Annotated in this window: 19 protein-coding genes; 5 read left to right on the forward strand and 14 right to left on the reverse strand. The window is 63.2% G+C overall.

Annotation, left to right across the window (positions count from 1 at the left end; genetic code table 11):
* From M727_RS0110745 to M727_RS0110755, 3 genes are all read right to left on the reverse strand, one after another.
* On the reverse strand, positions 1 to 1,887 hold the full coding sequence (locus M727_RS0110745) for an ABC transporter ATP-binding protein/permease (protein WP_027152694.1): 1,887 nt from the start codon (positions 1,885 to 1,887) through the stop codon (positions 1 to 3).
* A gap of 91 nt (positions 1,888 to 1,978) precedes the next feature.
* Positions 1,979 to 2,305: a metalloregulator ArsR/SmtB family transcription factor gene (locus tag M727_RS0110750; RefSeq protein ID WP_027152695.1), complete on the reverse strand. Its 327-nt coding sequence runs from the start codon at positions 2,303 to 2,305 to the stop codon at positions 1,979 to 1,981.
* A 64-nt stretch (positions 2,306 to 2,369) separates the two neighbouring features.
* The gene (locus M727_RS0110755; protein WP_027152696.1) at positions 2,370 to 3,776 is read right to left on the reverse strand and encodes an Ig-like domain-containing protein; all 1,407 of its coding nucleotides are present in this window, start codon (positions 3,774 to 3,776) and stop codon (positions 2,370 to 2,372) included.
* 164 nt (positions 3,777 to 3,940) lie between these two features.
* Between M727_RS0110755 and M727_RS0110760 the strand changes: the two genes are divergently transcribed.
* Complete coding sequence (locus M727_RS0110760) at positions 3,941 to 4,552, forward strand: TIGR00730 family Rossman fold protein (protein ID WP_027152697.1); 612 nt, start codon at positions 3,941 to 3,943, stop codon at positions 4,550 to 4,552.
* 142 nt (positions 4,553 to 4,694) lie between these two features.
* On the opposite strand, the gene M727_RS0110765 is transcribed toward M727_RS0110760, so the two are convergent.
* Positions 4,695 to 6,026 carry a sorbosone dehydrogenase family protein gene (locus M727_RS0110765; protein ID WP_027152698.1) on the reverse strand — a complete coding sequence of 444 codons (1,332 nt, stop codon included), beginning with the start codon at positions 6,024 to 6,026 and terminating at the stop codon, positions 4,695 to 4,697.
* A gap of 205 nt (positions 6,027 to 6,231) precedes the next feature.
* Here M727_RS0110765 and M727_RS0110770 point away from each other — a divergent pair, with 205 nt between their 5' ends.
* Complete coding sequence (locus M727_RS0110770; protein ID WP_027152699.1) at positions 6,232 to 7,233, forward strand: transporter; 1,002 nt, start codon at positions 6,232 to 6,234, stop codon at positions 7,231 to 7,233.
* Positions 7,234 to 7,241: 8 nt separating this feature from the next.
* On the opposite strand, the gene M727_RS0110775 is transcribed toward M727_RS0110770, so the two are convergent.
* From M727_RS0110775 to cysS, 9 genes are all read right to left on the reverse strand, one after another.
* Positions 7,242 to 7,928, reverse strand: coding sequence for a glutathione S-transferase family protein (locus M727_RS0110775; protein WP_027152700.1), 687 nt, complete (start codon positions 7,926 to 7,928; stop codon positions 7,242 to 7,244).
* 14 nt (positions 7,929 to 7,942) lie between these two features.
* The gene (gene rarD, locus M727_RS0110780; RefSeq protein ID WP_027152701.1) at positions 7,943 to 8,863 is read right to left on the reverse strand and encodes an EamA family transporter RarD; all 921 of its coding nucleotides are present in this window, start codon (positions 8,861 to 8,863) and stop codon (positions 7,943 to 7,945) included.
* Positions 8,864 to 8,946: 83 nt separating this feature from the next.
* Complete coding sequence (gene cimA / locus M727_RS0110785) at positions 8,947 to 10,563, reverse strand: citramalate synthase (protein WP_027152702.1); 1,617 nt, start codon at positions 10,561 to 10,563, stop codon at positions 8,947 to 8,949.
* A gap of 2 nt (positions 10,564 to 10,565) precedes the next feature.
* Complete coding sequence (gene pip / locus M727_RS0110790) at positions 10,566 to 11,522, reverse strand: prolyl aminopeptidase (RefSeq protein ID WP_027152703.1); 957 nt, start codon at positions 11,520 to 11,522, stop codon at positions 10,566 to 10,568.
* On the reverse strand, positions 11,519 to 11,995 hold the full coding sequence (locus tag M727_RS0110795) for a GFA family protein (protein WP_023800738.1): 477 nt from the start codon (positions 11,993 to 11,995) through the stop codon (positions 11,519 to 11,521). The genes pip and M727_RS0110795 overlap by 4 nt, the downstream gene beginning before the upstream one ends.
* On the reverse strand, positions 11,992 to 12,483 hold the full coding sequence (locus M727_RS0110800; RefSeq protein ID WP_027152704.1) for a GFA family protein: 492 nt from the start codon (positions 12,481 to 12,483) through the stop codon (positions 11,992 to 11,994). The genes M727_RS0110795 and M727_RS0110800 overlap by 4 nt, the downstream gene beginning before the upstream one ends.
* Before the next feature lie 4 nt (positions 12,484 to 12,487).
* A complete protein-coding gene (locus M727_RS0110805) occupies positions 12,488 to 12,874 on the reverse strand; it encodes a VOC family protein (protein WP_027152705.1) in 387 nt (128 codons plus the stop codon).
* Positions 12,871 to 13,278 (reverse strand): DUF559 domain-containing protein, encoded by a 408-nt coding sequence (locus tag M727_RS0110810; RefSeq protein ID WP_027152706.1) that lies wholly within the window; start codon positions 13,276 to 13,278, stop codon positions 12,871 to 12,873. The genes M727_RS0110805 and M727_RS0110810 overlap by 4 nt, the downstream gene beginning before the upstream one ends.
* A 280-nt stretch (positions 13,279 to 13,558) precedes the next feature.
* Entirely contained in the window at positions 13,559 to 15,031 is a 1,473-nt protein-coding gene (cysS, locus tag M727_RS0110815; protein WP_027152707.1) for a cysteine--tRNA ligase, read from the reverse strand.
* Between the two features lie 389 nt (positions 15,032 to 15,420).
* Here cysS and M727_RS39845 point away from each other — a divergent pair, with 389 nt between their 5' ends.
* The gene (locus M727_RS39845; protein WP_023800743.1) at positions 15,421 to 15,576 is read left to right on the forward strand and encodes a hypothetical protein; all 156 of its coding nucleotides are present in this window, start codon (positions 15,421 to 15,423) and stop codon (positions 15,574 to 15,576) included.
* Between the two features lie 79 nt (positions 15,577 to 15,655).
* Here M727_RS39845 and M727_RS0110825 read toward each other — a convergent pair whose 3' ends face one another.
* Positions 15,656 to 16,426, reverse strand: a complete 771-nt coding sequence (locus tag M727_RS0110825) for an SOS response-associated peptidase (protein ID WP_027152708.1) — start codon at positions 16,424 to 16,426, stop codon at positions 15,656 to 15,658.
* A 124-nt stretch (positions 16,427 to 16,550) separates the two neighbouring features.
* Between M727_RS0110825 and M727_RS0110830 the strand changes: the two genes are divergently transcribed.
* On the forward strand, positions 16,551 to 16,970 hold the full coding sequence (locus M727_RS0110830; RefSeq protein WP_027152709.1) for an NUDIX hydrolase: 420 nt from the start codon (positions 16,551 to 16,553) through the stop codon (positions 16,968 to 16,970).
* 48 nt (positions 16,971 to 17,018) lie between these two features.
* Entirely contained in the window at positions 17,019 to 17,396 is a 378-nt protein-coding gene (locus M727_RS0110835; RefSeq protein WP_027152710.1) for a TIGR02301 family protein, read from the forward strand.
* The last annotated feature ends 107 nt before the right edge of the window (positions 17,397 to 17,503 follow it).

Raw genomic sequence — 17,503 nt, forward strand, 5'->3', positions numbered from 1 at the left:
CTACGACACCTCGGAGGGGCGGCGGCGGACGACAACGCCGAACTCGTCGCGCTCGCGAGCAATGCGCAACCGCTCCTCGGCCTCGGTTGCCTCACGCTGGCGATCCCACATCGACGCGTACAGGCCGGCCTTGCGCATCAAGGCGGCATGTGTGCCGCGCTCGGCGATCTGGCCGTCCTGCAGCACGATGATCTCGTCGGCCGAAATCACCGTCGACAGCCGGTGGGCGATGACGATGGTGGTGCGACCCTTGCTGACGAGGTCGAGCGCCGCCTGGATCTCCTGTTCGGTATGGCTGTCGAGAGCCGAGGTCGCCTCGTCGAGCATAAGGATCGGCGGCGCCTTCAAAATGGTGCGGGCGATCGCCACGCGCTGCTTCTCACCGCCGGACAGTTTCAGTCCGCGCTCTCCGACCATCGAACGGTAGCCGTCGGGCAGCCGCTCGATGAACGGCCCGATCTGGGCGAGTTCTGCCGCCTTGCGCACATCCTCCTCGCTGGCATCGACGCGGCCGTAGCGGATGTTGTAGGCGATGGTGTCGTTGAACAGCACGGTGTCCTGCGGCACCATGCCGATCGCCGCGCGCAAGCTCTGCTGAGTCACGTCGCGAATGTCCTGGCCGTCGATCAGAATCTTGCCGCCCTGGATGTCGTAAAAGCGGAACAGCAGCCGCGAAATGGTCGACTTGCCGGCGCCCGATGGCCCGACAATGGCAACCGTCTTGCCGGCCGGCACTTCGAAGCTGATGCCTTTCAGGATCTTGCGGTTGGGATCGTAGGAAAACTGCACGTCGCGGAACTCGACTTTGCCGGAGCCGACGACCAGCGGCTTGGCCCCCGGCTTGTCGACGATCTCCTGCGGCACATCGAGCAGATCGAACATCTGCTCGATGTCGGTCAGGCCCTGGCGGATTTCGCGATAGATGAAGCCGATGAAGTTTAGTGGCACCGAAAGCTGGATCAGCATGGCGTTGATGAAGACGAAGTCGCCAACCGTCTGCGTGCCCGCCTGCACCTCCAGCGCCGAAAGGCACATGACGATAACCGTTCCGAGACCGAAGATGACGCCCTGGCCGAAGTTCAGCCAGCCGAGCGAGGTCCATATCCTGGTGGCAGCGGTCTCGTAGCGCGCCATCGAACGGTCGAAGCGCTCGGCTTCCATGCCCTCGTTGTTGAAATACTTGACCGTCTCGAAATTGAGCAGCGAGTCAATCGCCTTGGTGCTGGCATCGGTGTCGCTGTCGTTCATGTCGCGGCGAATGACGATGCGCCAGTCGCTCGCCCTGATGGTGAACCAGATATAGAGCCAGACCGTCACCGCCACCACAGCCACGTACTTCCAGCCATAGGTGACCGCGAAGATGCCGGCTGTCAGCGCGAATTCGAGGATGGTCGGCAAGGTGTTGAGCACGGTGAAGCGGACGATCGTCTCGATGCCCTTGGTGCCGCGCTCGATGATGCGCGACAGGCCGCCGGTGCGGCGCTCGAGATGGAAGCGCAGCGACAATCGATGCATGTGGATGAAAGTGCGGAAGGCGAGCTGGCGCACCGCATATTGGCCGACGCGGGCAAACAGCGCGTCGCGCAGCTGGTTGAAACCGAGCTGCACCAGCCGCACGACATTGTAGGCGATGACCAGCATGACTGGCGCCAGCAGGAAGGCCGGCAGCGGCGGCGCCGACTTGGCGTCACCAGCCAGCGCGTCGGTCGCCCATTTGAAGAAGTACGGACCGGCAACCAGTGTCAGCTTGGCGACGACCAGAAGCACGGTCGCCCACACCACCCGCGCCCGAAGGTCGGCACGGTCGGCCGGCCACATATAGGGCCAAAGATTGCGCAATGTCTTGAAGGTCGAGCCAGAATCGGCGGAGACGGTTTTTTTGGCCATTTTATCGCCTTTTCGTATTTCTTATTGCTTGACCACGATCTTTTCCGAAAATCGGCTTCCACTTTTCGCTGACGCGGTCCGGGATGATGGTCTAGCGGCCGGAGCAGCACGAATTGACCAGCGCGGCGAGCGATGCGGAAACATCTTCGAGCGCATCGCTGTCGACTTCATAGCGCGAGCGTTGCCGATCCGGCTGGTAGCGGACGAGCCCGGCATCGACCAATATCTTTAGGTGCTGCGAAACGGTGGACTGCGCCAGGTCGAGATGGTCGACGACCTCGCGGCAGCAGCAGGAGCGGCTGGCCGAAAGGTGCCGGAGAATTTCGATCCGGGTCGGATGCGAAAGCGCGGCGAGCTTCGCGGCGACGGTCTGGCTGTCGGCGAAGCCGCAGGTCTTCTCGGTCAAGGGAGCGTTCATCGTCTATCGGCGATAGACGATGAATGCACTTTCCGCAAGAGCCCGCTAGAGAAGAAAAGGATTTCTAGTTGGCCTTTGTCGGGGCCGTCGTCATCTGGTCGCCCATCGCCTTGAGGTTGGCGGCTTCGCCTTCCTGCGATTTTCCGGGGACCTTGAACACCTGCCCCGGCCAGATGCGGTCGGGATTCCTGATCTGATCCTGATTGGCGAGGTAGATGGTCGAGTAGCGAACGCCTTGGCCGTAGACGCGCCGCGAAATCCGCCACAGCGTATCGCGGCGGCGGATGATAACGGCGCTGTCGGCGTGTTCGAGCTTCGGCGCCGCGGTCTCGGGCACTCCGGTCGGGGGCGTCGCAGCCGCCACATCGGCTGGCGCCTCGGTCGCGGGCGCCGCAGGCGTGGTTGCCGGCGCGGCCGGCTTTGCCTCGGCAGGCGCCACGGCGGCGATCGACTCGCCCGGCTCGCGCTCGAACGGCACGGCGGCACGGGCCACCACCTTGACCCCGTCGGCATCGAGCGCATCGACGTGGATCGTATAGGTGCCGACCGGAATGTTGCGCGTCGCCTCGACCAGGAAATGACCGTCGGGCGAAGTCTTCGCGTCGCCGAGCAAGATATCGTTGGCATAGGCGCGCACCTTGCGGCCGGGGTCGGCGAGCCCGGCGACGAAGATCTTGTTGCCGTCGATCTCGATCGCTTCGACGACGACCTTTGGCCCTGCAGCTAGTGTCGCCGGTGCGGCCGGCCCGCCCGGAGCGGGCGCGGGGGCGGCGTCGACGGTGGCCGGCGCCGTGGCAGCCGGTGCGGCTGGTGCTGCGGCAGCGGAGTCCCCGGCAGCGGAGTCCTCGGAAGCCGGGGCGGCCGCCTTGTCGCCGGCAGGCGGCGATTCAGGCTTTGTCTCGGGTGGAGGAACGGTGAGCAATTCGGAGGCCTTGCCCGGCTCCTCGATCATCGCCAGCACCTGGCCAGCAGGACTCTTGGGAATCGAGACGATAGCCGTCTGCGCCGAGGGGGTCACGACATTGCCGGTCATCGAGCGCAGCGCGATCGTGTAATCGCCGGGTTTCAGCGCATCGTCGAGAACGATGGCAAAAGCGCCATCGGCACCGGCGACCGTCGAGCCGAGAACCGTCGAACCGTTGAGAATCTCGACCTTGGCGTTGGGTGCGGCTTTGCCGGCGACGACAATAGAGCCCTTGATCTCGACCCGAACGATGTCGAAAGTCGGCGCAATCGCATCGGCCGCCGCCGGCGCTGCCGGTGCCATCGCACCAGCGGCAGGCGCCGGCGGCGGCGGTGCATCGGTCACTGGTTCGGCCGGCGTCTCCACCGGCGGCGTCAGCGATGCCACTTCCGCCGGCGGCGTGCGAGTGAGATACGGATCGAGCGCGCCCGACACATAGGCGGTTCCCGCCGCGGCGACGGAGCCGCCGACGACGAACAAAAACGCCTTCAAAGGATTAATTGCCATATTTCCCTGCCCTTAGCCACCTAATGCGGTCTAGCCTGTTTTGCCCAAGGCGACAAGAACAAGGGGGACCGACAAGAAAAAGGGCCGATACGAATAAACGGGGCCGACAAGAAAAAACCCGCCCGGGCTTGACCGCGAATAAAGACCCAATCACCAATCATCTCATGAACACGATTCGATCCATCTGCGTCTATTGCGGCTCGTCTCCGGGCCGCGATGTAACCTATGCCAAGGCCGGACACCTGCTTGGGCGTTCGATCGCCAAGTCCGGCCTGCGTCTGATCTATGGCGGCGGCACCAGGGGCATCATGGGAGCCGTCGCCGAGGGCGCAATGCGGGCCGGCGGCAAGGTGACGGGGATCATTCCGCGCTTCCTGATCAACAGGGAGGCCACCGAAACCGCGCTTGACAGACTTGACGAGCTCGTCATCACCGAAAACATGCACGAGCGCAAACATACGATGTTCGAGAAATCCGACGCGTTTGTGGCGCTTCCGGGCGGCATCGGCACGGTCGAGGAAATCATCGAGATCATGACCTGGGGCCAGCTCGGCCATCATCGCAAGCCGATCGTCTTCGGCAACGTTGGAGGATTCTGGGACCCGATGCTGGCGCTGCTCGACCATATGATGGCCGAAGGCTTCATCCACACCGCGCAGCGGGTCAGGCCGCTGGTGGTCGACGATCCGGAAGCGATCGTCGCTGCCATCATGGTCGCGGGATCGTCGGTCGACGCACCGACCGAAGGCGTGCAGTCGGTGATCGACAAGCTTTAGGGTATAGGGGAGTATGTAGTGCATGCCGCGCTCATGAGGCGCTGCCCTACTGCCCTACTGCCCTACTGCCCTACTGCCCTACTGCCCTACTGCCCTACTGCCCTACTGCCCTACTGCCCTACTGCCCTACTGACCTACTGACCTACTGACCTACTGACCTACTGACCCGCCAGATGACATTGCCGACATCGTCGGCGACGAGCAGTGCGCCGCTCTGATCGATAGCAACGCCGACCGGACGGCCCATCGCCCTGCCGTCACGCCCGACGAAGCCAGCGAGCACATCTTTCGGGGGACCGCTCGGTTTACCACCGCGGAACGGCACGAAGATCACCTTGTAACCGCTGAGCACACTTCTGTTCCACGAGCCGTGCTGACCAACGAACGCGCCGTTGCCGTAGGCTGGGCCGAGCGACGCCCCTTTGGAGAAGGTCAGTCCCAGCGAGGCGGTATGGGAACCCAGCGCGTAGTCGGGCTTGACCGCCCTAGCCACGAGACCGGGGCGCTGCGGCTTGACGCGTTCGTCGACGTTCTGTCCGAAATAGCTGTAGGGCCAGCCGTAAAAAGCGCCGTCACGAACCGAGGTCATATAGTCCGGCACAAGATCGTCGCCGATCTCGTCACGCTCGTTCACGGCGACCCAAAGCTTGCCGGTTTCAGGGTTCCAGGAGAGCCCGTTCGGGTTGCGCAGCCCTGACGCGAAGACCCGGGTACGGCGGGTCGACCGGTCCACTTCAAGGACGGCGGCGCGGTTCTTCTCCGCGGCCATGCCGTTTTCTCCAACGTTACTGTTGGAGCCGACGGTGACATAGAGCTTGCGTCCATCCGGACTTGCGATCACATCCTTGGTCCAATGATGGTTGAGATCTCCGGCCGGTAAGTCGACGATCTTTTCCGGCGGCGTTGTGGCTCGGGTCTGGCCATTGGAGTAGGGGAAAGCGACAAGCGCGTCGGTATTCGCTACATAGAGAATGCCTTTGGACAGCGTCATACCAAAGGGAGAATTGAGGCCTTCTGCGAACGTCCTGCGCACATCCGCAATGCCGTCGCCATTGGTGTCGCGCAGGAGCGTGATGCGGTTGGCGCTTTTGGTCGCGGCCCCGGCGCGCTTCATAGCCAGGTCCATAAAGACCTTTCTAAGGCGGAAGCCTTCGTCATGCTTGGCAGGGGCATTGGTTTCGGCAACCAGCACGTCCCCGTTCGGAAGCACGTGCAGCCAGCGCGGATGGTCGAGGCCGGTGGCGTAGGGGTTCACCGTCAGCCCGTTCGCCGGGGTCGGCATACCACCTTTCTGCCAGCCTTTCGCCTCGGCGATGTTGACGGTCGGGATCAGCGTCGGTCTTGGTTTCGGTAAGGTTGGGTTGGGGCCATAGCCGGTTATTGCCCCCGTTTTCTGCGCCGAAAAGCCAGCGCAGCCCGCAATGACGGCTCCCAATACCGCTATGAGTAGGCTTCGTGGGAAGCCGGCATGCATCGGACGTCCTCCGCATGGATTGCGTCGTGCTCTTTACGCAAACGCGAGTCAACGACGTATTATTCCAAACTGGCTCCAAACAACGGCGTTGGTACGCCGCCTCGGATGACCGTCAAAACAGTCACACGAAAACGGTTCGCCCGTGCTAATAATCACAGTCTAGGTCGCCGCCACGCGGCGTATTCGAGAGACTGGCGACGCGATCATGAACATCCCTCTCAATCCAGACGGCAGCGATCTGTCGCCTTACCTGCCGGACGAGCACGGGCTGTTCTTCGTCTATTACTTCACCGCCGAAGGCGCGAGAACCAAAGACGCGACCGCCACACACTGGACCTGGCGCAGCTACCAGCTTTCCGACATGCGCGCGCGCCACGAGATCGCCACCGAGCCGGCTTTGCCGCCGCCGGTGCGCGATGCCTTCCTGTCGGCCGGCCATGGCTGCCATATCGACCTCGAGGGCGACTGGCTGTACGGCGATTTGCCGGACCTGCGCCACGACTATTCGGCGGAGGCGCGCGGGCTTGGCCATTTCCGCTTCGCCTTCAACGACACGATGCTGATCGGCGGCCGCAAGCAACCGCTGCAATCGGTCGACAAAATCCGCAAGGCGATCGACAACGGATCGCGAAAGTTCCGCTCTCCGGCCGAACTGATCGAGGCTGTCATGGGCCAGTCGCTCGACGGCATGACGACGGAACTCGCTGGCCTTGGCGACACGCTCGATGGCATCGAGGACCGCATCGTCTGCGATGCATGGCACAATGAGCGGCAGGCGCTGGTCGATGCGCGCCGGCAACTGGTGGTGATCCATCGGCAGATGGCGACGCTGACCAGCCTGTTCCGCCATCTCGACCATTCGCATCGCAATGACCTGCCGGACGCAATCAACGACATGGCGGCACGGCTTTCGCACCGCGCCCATACGTTGCATCATGACGGCGAGCAATTGCAGGCCCGCGCCCGGCTCTTGCAGGACGAGCTGATGGCCAAGCTGACGACGCAGTCGAACCAGTTGCTTTACATGCTGTCGGTGATGACCGCGGTGCTGTTGCCGATGACGATCGTCTCAGGCCTGTTCGGCATGAATGTCGGCGGGCTGCCGCTGGTCGACACGCCGGTGGGCTTTTGGGTGGCGTCGGCGATATCGCTCGCGGTCGCGGTGGTCGTCTATCTGTTCGTCAGGCGGCTGGGGCGCGGGATGTAGCGGCACCGTTACAAGGTCGCGCGAAAATCCTCGATGACAGTGCCGGCAGCGCGCACCTCTGCCTCGTGGTTCGGCTCGCGCCACACCTCTGCAAGGGCTGCCGCGTACCATTCGCGCATCGCCGGCAGAGCCAGTAATCGCGCCGGATAGGTGGCAGCTGCGCCCTCGAAGGACAGTCCGTAGGACTGAGCCCTAAACGCCACCGGGGCAAAGAAGGCGTCAGCGGCAGTGAAGCGATCGCCAGCCAGGAACGGTCCGCCGAAGCGGCGAAGCCCATCGTCCCAGAGATCGCCGAGACGAAAGAGGTCGTGCTTCAGCGCATCCGACATCGGCACCGGCGCGACGCGGACACCGCAGTTCATCGGACAGGAGCCGCGCAAGGCGGTGAAGCTCGAATGCATTTCGGCCGCTGCCGACCGCGCCCAGGCTCGCGCCTTCGCGTCGGCGGGCCAGACGCCAGCGTGGCGCTCGGCCAGATATTCGGTGATGGCGAGCGAATCCCAAACTGCCCAGCCGTCGTCAATCAGGCACGGTACGAGGCCGCTGGGCGAGAACGGCCGGTAGAGGCTCCAGCTCGATCCGGTCGGAAACGGTGTCAGCCGCTCCTCAAAGGGGACGCCCAATGTCCGCATCAGCACCCATGGCCGCAGCGACCACGAGGAATAATTCTTGTTTGCTATGTGCAGCACGTACATCGAAAATCCTCGCTCTAACGCATTGCCGGCCGGATCTCGCGGCCGCGGAACATCGACCAGGAATAGATCGCCAGCGCCGCCCAGATCAGGCCGAAGGCGATGGCCTGGGTGCTGCCGAAGGGTTCGCCGAAAATCAGCACGGCGATCAGGAACACAATGGTCGGCGCGATATACTGCATGATGCCGATGGTGGAGAGACGCAGCAGCTTGGCCCCGAAGCCAAACAGCAGCAGCGGTATGGCGGTGACCGGGCCGCAGCCGATCAGCAGTGCGGTATCGTTCAGGGAACTGGAGACGAAATGGTCCTGCCCGGTGACGATGAGGAAGATGATGTAGCCGAGCGCCGGCACCGACAGCAAAAGCACTTCAAGCAAGAAACCCTGGCTGGGACCGATCGGCAGCGTCTTGCGGAAGAAGGCGTAGGCGGCGAAGGAAAACGCCAGCACCAGCGACACCCAGGGCAGCTTGCCGGCGTCGATCGTCAGCACCGCGACCGCGATGGCCGCCAGCACCACCGCCGCGATTTGCAGCCGGTCGAGCCGTTCGCTGAGCAGCAGCGCGCCGACGACGACGCTGACAAGCGGGTTGATGTAGTAGCCAAGCGCGGTCTCGATGGTACGGTCGACCGCGATGGCCCAGACATAGATGCCCCAGTTGACCGAAATCAGCGCCGCCGTCAGCCCCGCCATGGAAATGATGCGCGGCGAACGCAACGCCGCTTTGAAATCCGCCGTGCGGCCGGCCCAGATCAATACGGCCGCCGCGATCGGCACCGACCAGACGATGCGGTGCGCGATGACTTCGGCCAGCGGCAGATGTGCGACCGCCTTCATATAGAAGGGCAGCAACCCCCACAGGAGATAGGCGCCCAGCGCCAGCAGGAATCCGCGCCGGGCCTTTGAGTCTGCTTCGAGCTGAATTGCGTCCGTGGCCATGGCCCAACGCTATGCGCCAGCCGCCGGGCCAAGACCATCGCAAAGTTCTGATGGATCAATGGACTTTCGCTGATGGTTCAATCCTACTCCGCCGCGACCAGCCCGGCCATTTCGCGGTTCTTCATCAGCTTGTAGACGATCGAATCCATCAGCGCCTGAAATGAAGCGTCGATGATGTTTTCGGAGACGCCGACCGTCCACCAGCGGGCGCCGGTCGCATCGTGCGATTCGATCAGCACACGCGTGATCGCCTCGGTGCCGCCATTGAGGATACGCACCTTGAAGTCGGCAAGCTCGAGGTCAGCGATCTCGTTCTGGAATTTTCCAAGATCCTTGCGCAGCGCGATGTCGAGTGCGTTGACCGGACCGTGCCCTTCCGCCACCGACATCTTCTCCTCGCCATCGACCAGCACCTTGACGATCGCCTCTGAGACCGTCTTCAGCTGGCCATTGGCGTCGAAGCGGCGCTCGACCATGCAGCGGAACGAGGTGACGCTGAAGAATTCCGGCAGGCCGTGCAGCATCTTGCGCGCCAGCAGCTCGAAGCTGGCATCGGCGCCTTCATAGGCATAGCCCTCGGCCTCGCGCTCCTTGACCACTGATATCAGCGCGTCCAGCCGGTGATCGTCTTTCGGCATTTCGATGCCGCGCCGTTTCAACTCGGCGAGGAAGTTGGCCTTGCCGCCCTGGTCCGAGACCATGACCCGGCGGCGGTTGCCGACCGCTTCCGGCGGCACATGCTCGTAAGTGGCCGGCTCCTTGGCCAGCGCCGAGGCATGGATGCCGGCCTTGGTGGCGAAGGCGGAAGCGCCGACATAGGGCGCCTGCGCTTCCGGCGCGCGGTTCAGCAATTCGTCGAAGGCGCGGGACAGGCGCGATATGCCGGCCAATGCTTCGGCCGAGATGCCTGTCTCGAAGCGGTTGGAAAAGGCCGGCTTCAGCGCCAGCGTCGGCACGATCGAGATCAGATTGGCGTTGCCGCAGCGCTCGCCGATGCCGTTCAGCGTGCCCTGGACCTGGCGCACGCCGGCCTCGACGGCGGCCAGCGAATTTGCCACCGCCTGGCCGGTGTCGTCATGGGCATGGATGCCGAGATGGTCCCCCGGTATGCCTGCCTCGATGATCTTCTCGACGATGGCGCGCACTTCCGACGGCTGCGTGCCGCCATTGGTGTCGCACAGCACCACCCAGCGCGCGCCGGCGTCGTAAGCGGTCCTGGCGCAAGCCAGCGCATAATCGGGATTGGCCTTGAAGCCGTCGAAGAAATGCTCGCAGTCGACCAGTGCTTCCTTCCCGGCAGCAACCGCCGCCTCGACCGACGCCTTGATCGCCTCGAGGTTTTCTTCGTTGGTGCAGCCCAGCGCGACGCGGACATGGTAGTCCCAGCTCTTGGCGACAAAGCAGATGGCGTCCGACTTCGACTGGACCAGTGCCGCAAGGCCTGGATCGTTCGAGGTCGACACCCCTGCCCGCTTGGTCATGCCGAAGGCGACGAATTTGGCGGTGGCCGTGCGGTGCTTGGCAAAGAAGGCCGTGTCGGTCGGATTTGCGCCGGGATAGCCGCCTTCGATATAATCGACGCCGAACCCGTCGAGCAGCCCGGCGATGGCGATCTTGTCCTCGACCGAAAAGTCGATGCCCGGCGTCTGCTGGCCATCGCGCAGTGTGGTGTCGAAGAGATAGAGGCGCTCGCGGCCCATGATCATTTCCCCGCAAACTTATCCGTCGCCCGGATCAGCCAGTCGAGGATGCCCGGCTCCGAATAGGCATGGCCGGCGCCCTCGACCAGATGGAAGTCCGCCTTCGGCCACGCCTTGTGCAGCGCCCAGGCATAGCGCGCCGGGCACGGCATGTCGTAGCGGCCATGGACGATGGTGCCGGGGATGTCCTTCAACTTGAAAGCATCACGCAGCAGCTGCCCTTCCTCAAGCCAGCCAGCATGGACGAAATAATGGTTCTCGATGCGGGCGAAGGCGACGGCGTAATCGTCTTCGCCAAACCGGCTGCTGGTTTCCGGATCGGGCAACAGCGTGATCGTCTCGCCTTCCCACAGGCTCCAGGCCCGGGCGGCCTCGACCTGTGCCTTGCGGTCGCTGCCGACCAGCCGCTTGCGATAGGCGGCCATCATGTCGCCGCGCTCGGCCTCAGGGATCGGCGCCAGGAAGCGCTCCCATTTGTCGGGAAACATTTCCGAGACGCCGAACTGATAATACCATTCGAGCTCCGCGCGCGTCAGTGTGTAGATGCCGCGCACGACCAGTTCGCTGACCCGCTCGAGGTGCGTCTCGGCATAAGCCAGCGCCAAGGTCGAGCCCCACGAGCCGCCGAACACCAGCCATTTGTCGAAGCTGCACATGTCGCGCAGGCGCTCGATGTCGGCGACCAAATGCCAGGTAGTGTTGGCCTCGAGCGAGGCGTTGGGCGTCGACTTCCCGCAGCCGCGCTGGTCGAACAGGATGACATCGTAAAGCTTCGGATCGAACAGCCGTCGGTGCTTTGGCGAAATGGTGCCGCCCGGTCCGCCATGCAGGAACACGGCCGGCTTGGCGCCCCTGGTGCCGGAACGCTCCCAATAGACCTGATGGCCATCGCCGACATCGAGCATGCCTGAGTCGAAGGCCTCGATCTCCGGATAGAGGGTGCGCAGGTCATTGCTCATAATTTCAGGCCCTGCTGCGGCCAATTGGCCGTCTCGTGATCCGGATGCTGGAAGGAGATGATCGATTCCTGCCGGGTGTAGTAGTCAGGATCGTCATGGACCGGCGCGTCGAAGATCTTCTCCACCCAAGGCAGCCGGGCGGCATAGTTGATCTGGATCTGCGGTGCGAGGTCGGAGCGATCGTCAAAGGCGCCGATGGCGATCTCAAGCCCGCCAGGCTGCCTGTAGGTCAACGGCGTGCCGCAGCGGCTGCAAAAGCCGCGATCGATGTTGACCGACGACTGGAAATAGCTCGGCTCCTCGCGCACCCATTCGACACCGTCCTTCGGCACCGTCACCAGCGCGCCGAAGAAGGAACCGAACTGTTTCTGGCACATGCGGCAATGGCAGATGGAAGGGCGTCCAAGCGCCCCACGAATGCGGAAACGCACGGCGCCGCACTGGCAGCCGCCGGTTCGAACGGTTTCGGTCATGATCTTTCCTCCGGCGGCCATTGATCGGTGTCGTGGTCGGGGTGCTGGTAAGTAACGAGATCGGCGAGATAGGAGGACGACGAAACATCGGCCATCGTGTCCTCGCCAGGCAATTCGTGGATGTGATCGACATAGGGGAGTTTTGCTTCGGTACCCCACTGGATGGTCGGCGCGATCTCCTCCGCATGGTCGAAGGCCGCGATGGCGAGTGCGATGCCGTCGGGCGCCTCGAAAGTCAGCGGCGTGCCGCAATCGGCGCAAAAACCGCGCCAGGCGGCGTTGGAGGAACGAAAGCGCTTGGGCGCGCCGCGCGTCCAGTCGAGTTTTGCGCCACGCACCGACACCAGCGGCAGGTAGAAATTGCCGCTTGCTTTCTGGCACATGCGACAATGACAGACGGAGGCGTCGCCCAGCGCGCCTTCGACACGGAAACGCACGGCGCCGCACTGGCAGCCGCCTGTGTAGACCGGTCTGTTATCCAGGCTCATCACTTCACTCCGGGGTATGGCAGACGGCTTCGACATTGTTGCCGTCGGGGTCGAAGACAAAGGCGCCATAGTAGTTCGCGTGATAGTGCGGACGAAGGCCCGGCCCACCATTATCCTTGCCCCCGGCGGCGATGGCGGCGGCGTGGAAGGCATCGACTTCAGCGCGGCTGCGCGCGGTGAAGGCGACATGCTGGCGGTCCTTCGGCTTGTCCTTGCCTTGATGCAGCCAGAACACCGGCCGGTCGCGGCCATAGCCGCCGACCCTGGCGCCACCAGTGTATTCCTGCGGCACCATGTAGAGCAGCGAGGCACCGAGCGGCGCCATCGCCCTGTCGTAGAAAGCTTTCGACACGTCGAAATCGGAAACGGTGATGCCAAGATGGTCGATCATGGAACTACCTCCCTCGCTGGTTCGCCGGCCGGCATTTCGGCAGCGGCCAGGCCGGCTTCGATGACGATGTGCTGGCAGACATTGTCGATGTCGCGAATGACGTCGTCGTTCCAGAAACGCAGGATGGTCCAGCCGCTGCTCTTCAAATAAGCGCTGCGTGCTGCATCGGCCTCGGCGTGTTCAGCGTCCGCGTGCTGGGAGCCATCGACCTCAACGGCCAGCCGGTGTGTCGGACAGGCAAAATCAACAATGTAAGGTCCGATCGGCACCTGTCGGCGAAAGCTAAGCCCCATCAATCGATGGGCGCGAAGCTCGTTCCACAGTTTCAACTCGGCATCGGTCATCAGGCGACGCATGGATTTTGCGTTCTTGCGCTGACGTCGCGGAACGAGATCGTGACCCATCAGGCACCCTCGTCTTCGTGATTGGCGAAAACATCGATGAGGGCCGATCTCCCCCCTTGCGGGGGAGATGCCCGGCAGGGCAGAGGGGGGTGCTGTCCCTCCAGCCTATCAACCGATCGCAGCCACGCCCTCAGGCTGGTTTCCGGTTGCGAATGGGAAACATCGAACGTTGGCGATCCTTCCCACCCCCCTCTGTCCTGCCGGACATCTCCCCCGCAAGGGGGGAGATCGGCCGTCATCAAAGCCTTCGCCAGCCTTGCCGACATTTCAACCTTCACCCTCATCGCTTTACCTCCCAGTTGGTGATGCGGGTGCCGGTGGCGGGGTCCTTGCCGTCCTTCAACTGGATACCTTGCGCCAGCAATTCGGCACGGATGCGGTCGGCCTCGGCCCAATTTCCAGCAGCGATCTGCTCCAGGCGCCTGGCAATGGCCTTGGCGATGGCATCTTCATCGACCTTGGCCGGCGCAACGTCGAAGCCGAAGAACGATAGTGCCGCCTTCAGCGAAGCGGCAGCATCGTTGCCCGCGGCGGCAGCGTTGCCGCCACCGGCAGCATTGGAATCTACAGCCTCGCCGGCCAGTTGCGTCAGCACCTGGAACGCAGGATAGGTTGCGAGATCGTCCGACAAGGCTTCCACCACTTCGACCGGCAATTGATTGGCCGCCGCCGGTGCCAGGTCCGCCGCCCGCTTCCATTTGCGCAGCGTATTTTCCGCCTCTTCCAGCTTGCGCACGGAAAAGTCGATCGGCTCGCGATAATGCGTCATCAGCATCGCCAGCCTGAGCACCTCGCCTGGCCACTTGCGGCCACCAAAGGTCTCCGTCTCCAGCAACTCGTTGATCGAGTGGAAGTTGCCCAGGCTCTTGGACATTTTCTGCCCCTCGACCTGCAGAAAGCCGTTGTGCATCCACACCTTGGCCATCACCTCGGTGCCATGGGCGCAGCGCGACTGTGCAATTTCATTCTCGTGGTGCGGGAAGATCAGGTCGAGCCCGCCGCCATGAATGTCGAAGACCTCGCCGAGATAGGCGGCCGACATCGCCGAGCACTCGATGTGCCAGCCCGGCCGGCCCCTGCCCCACGGGCTGTCCCAGCCCGGCTCTTCCGGCGAGGACAGCTTCCACAGCACGAAATCGCCAGGGCTCTTCTTATGCGGATCGACGGCGACGCGAGCGCCGGCCTGCTGTTCGTCGAGATTGCGCTTCGACAATTGGCCGTAGTCCGGCATGGAGGCCGTGTCGAACAGAACTTCGCCTGCCGCAACATAGGCATGGCCGCGTTCGATCAAGCGTTGAATCAAGGAGATCATGTCGACTTTGCCATCTGCGCGCGGCTCGACGAATTCAGTGGCGCGCGGCTCGACCGTAGGTTGCAGGCAGCCGAGCGTCGCCACATCCTTGTGGAACTGGTCGGCGGTCTTTTCGGTGACCCGCCGGATCGCCTCGTTCAGCGACAGCTTTCCCGAGGCAATCTCGGTGCCGAAATCGCGCAGTGCGCGGTCGTTGATCTTGTCGTCGACATCCGTGATGTTGCGCACATAGGTGACGTGCGCTTGCCCGTAGAGATGGCGCAGCAGACGAAACAGCACGTCGAAGACGATCACCGGCCGCGCGTTGCCGATATGGGCAAAGTCGTAGACCGTCGGGCCGCAGACATACATGCGCACATTGCGCGGATCGATCGGGAAGAAATCCTCCTTGGTCCGCGTCAGCGTGTTGTAGAGGCGCAGGCCCTTCGATGCGTCAGACATTCGTGCCTTCCCGGTGCGTTACTTTTTGGTTGGGGCCACTTGCGCCGAGACGCAAATCGGCCACCAGCCTGCTGGCCGGGGCGTTTGTCCACTCTAGAAGGAAGATAGGCGAAAACGTCCGGACCAGCGCGAAGCTAGCCAATAATGCAGATGCCACAAATGGCGAAAGACGTTCTCATGAGCGGCTTTATCGCCTCACCCAGTGTTGCCGTCAAGTCGCAACTTTCGGCAAAAGAGCCGCTGGATCACAGGTAATGACGCGGTGAAACATTTTATTAAACATCTCGGCACAGTCATGAAACATTCACTGGCTAGATCAGCAGATGTCACGATTTGGTCGGATTCGACCAGCAAACGCGGACACGAAGACGTTACCAGGGAAGAGAAAAATGCCTCGAGCCAAGCAGGACTCCAGCAGCGCCAAGCAACCGGCGCTCGCCAGTCAATACCGGGCGATCGGCCCGGCCGCGATCGTCGCCGCCCTTCTCCACACAGCGAAGAAGAAGAAGCCGGTGCAGAAGATCACCTCGCCGCGCGCTGCCTGATGTGACGTGCGGCCGGCGGGTTCGCCAGGAAATGGCAGCGCCGGCAATGAAGGCGCTGAAGCGCCCCAGAAAATAGCAGCTACTGCTGAAACAAGCTCATCTGACTGTCGTCGGCGCCCGGCTTCCGGCGCCTGGCCTTCTCGAGCTCCGGCCACCTTTCCTGAATCTCCGGTCCGGTGTTGGCGACCTTGTTGACGAGGTCGGAAACCGGGACGGCCTCGAAGAAATCGAGTTGTGCCGGTCTGAGCAGGTCGGCCACGTCGCGCGGCTCGCGCGTGCGGCAATCCAGCCAGCGGGCGAAATCCTGCGGATCTATCACCACCGGCATCCGGTCGTGGATATGGGCAATGTCGGCATTGGCGTTGACGGTCAGGATGGCGCCGGTGTCCATCTCCGAGCCGCCCGGCTCGGCATAGGTCTCGATCAGTCCGGCGAAGGCGACAAGCCCGCCATGCTTCGGCCGCCAATAGGGCTGTCCCCGCTTGCCGCCTGATTGACGCCATTCGTAGAAGCCGGAAGCCGGCACCAAAGCGCGGCGGTGGCGCGTGGCGGCGCGAAACGAGGCCTTCTCCGCTGCTCCCTCCGAGCGCGCGTTGAACAGCAACGGAAACGCGCGCGTGTCCTTCACCCACGTCGGGATCAGCCCCCAGCGCACCAGCATCGGCTGCCGGTCTTGCAGGTTCGAGTCTGGCAGGTTCGAGCCTTGCGCTCGCGGCAAGCCTGCAATCGCCATCAGCACCGGCTGCGTCGGTGCGATGTTGTAGCGGGGCGGGAAATCTTCCAGTTCTGGCAGACCGAGAAAAGCGGCGGCCCGGTCCGGCGTGGCGGTCAAGGCGAAGCGTCCGCACATATGCTGAAACTCGTTGGATTGGTCGGATGTTAAGGTGGGGATGGAACCGGCGTTGCGCAACCGCTAATGCTTGCTCTCGCCGACCGGTCCACAACCGGCTGCGGTAAATGGCGATCGGAGATCCATGGACGAGATGCGCAAAATACTCCCGGCTGTATCGGTCGCCATTGTCCGCGGCGACACGGTGCTGCTGGTCAAGCGGGCGCGGCAGCCTTCGCAAGGATTCTACGCGTTTCCAGGCGGCAAGGTCGAGGCCGGCGAAACGCTGGAACAAGCCGCGCAGCGCGAATTGCTGGAGGAAACCGGGTTGCATGCGCACAAATACCGCCGCCTTCGGGAAATCCACATCGACGGCGGCAGCGACGGGCACCCGGTCGACTATCTGCTGACGGTATTCGGCGCCACCTATGCCGGCGGCGAGCCCGTGGCCAGCGACGACGCCGAGACCGCCGCCTTCTATACACTCAGCGAAATGACGGCGCTGCCGATTGCCGCTTCGGTGTTTGCCGTTGCCGACGAATTGCTCAGGAATACAGGCGCGTAACCTCCAAAATCGCCTTGCAGGCGACAAATTGTTTGGCCACATAGATTTATGATCCGCGCATCGGTTTTCCTTGCAGCTTGCCTCGCCGCCAGTACGGCAATCGGGGCGCGGCCGGCCATGGCCGCCGAGTCGCCGTTCGAGCCGGGGCTGATGCGGCTGGCCGAGGTGCTTGGGTCGCTGCATTTTCTGCGTAATCTGTGCGGCGAGAAGGGCGACCAATGGCGGGTCGAGATGGAGAAGCTGATTGCTTCGGAAAACCCGAACCCGGAGCGGCGCGCCCGCTTCATCGCCAGCTTCAACCGCGGCTACCGCTCCTTTGGCGGCACCTACACACAGTGTACCGCCTCGGCGACCGAAGCCATCAGCCGCTACATGAAGGAAGGCGAGACGCTGTCGCGCGACATCGCCTCGCGCTACGGCAACTGAGCCTGGCTCCCCCTGCTTGTGTCCCGGCCCGCTTGTGTCCCGGCCCGCTTGTGTCTGGTGGCGTCTTGGTGCAATTGTTGTGTTGCACTTCTGCAACGGTGTTAACA

It is taken from the genome of Mesorhizobium sp. WSM2561 (genome assembly GCF_000513915.1).
In the GTDB taxonomy this organism is placed as follows: domain Bacteria; phylum Pseudomonadota; class Alphaproteobacteria; order Rhizobiales; family Rhizobiaceae; genus Mesorhizobium; species Mesorhizobium muleiense.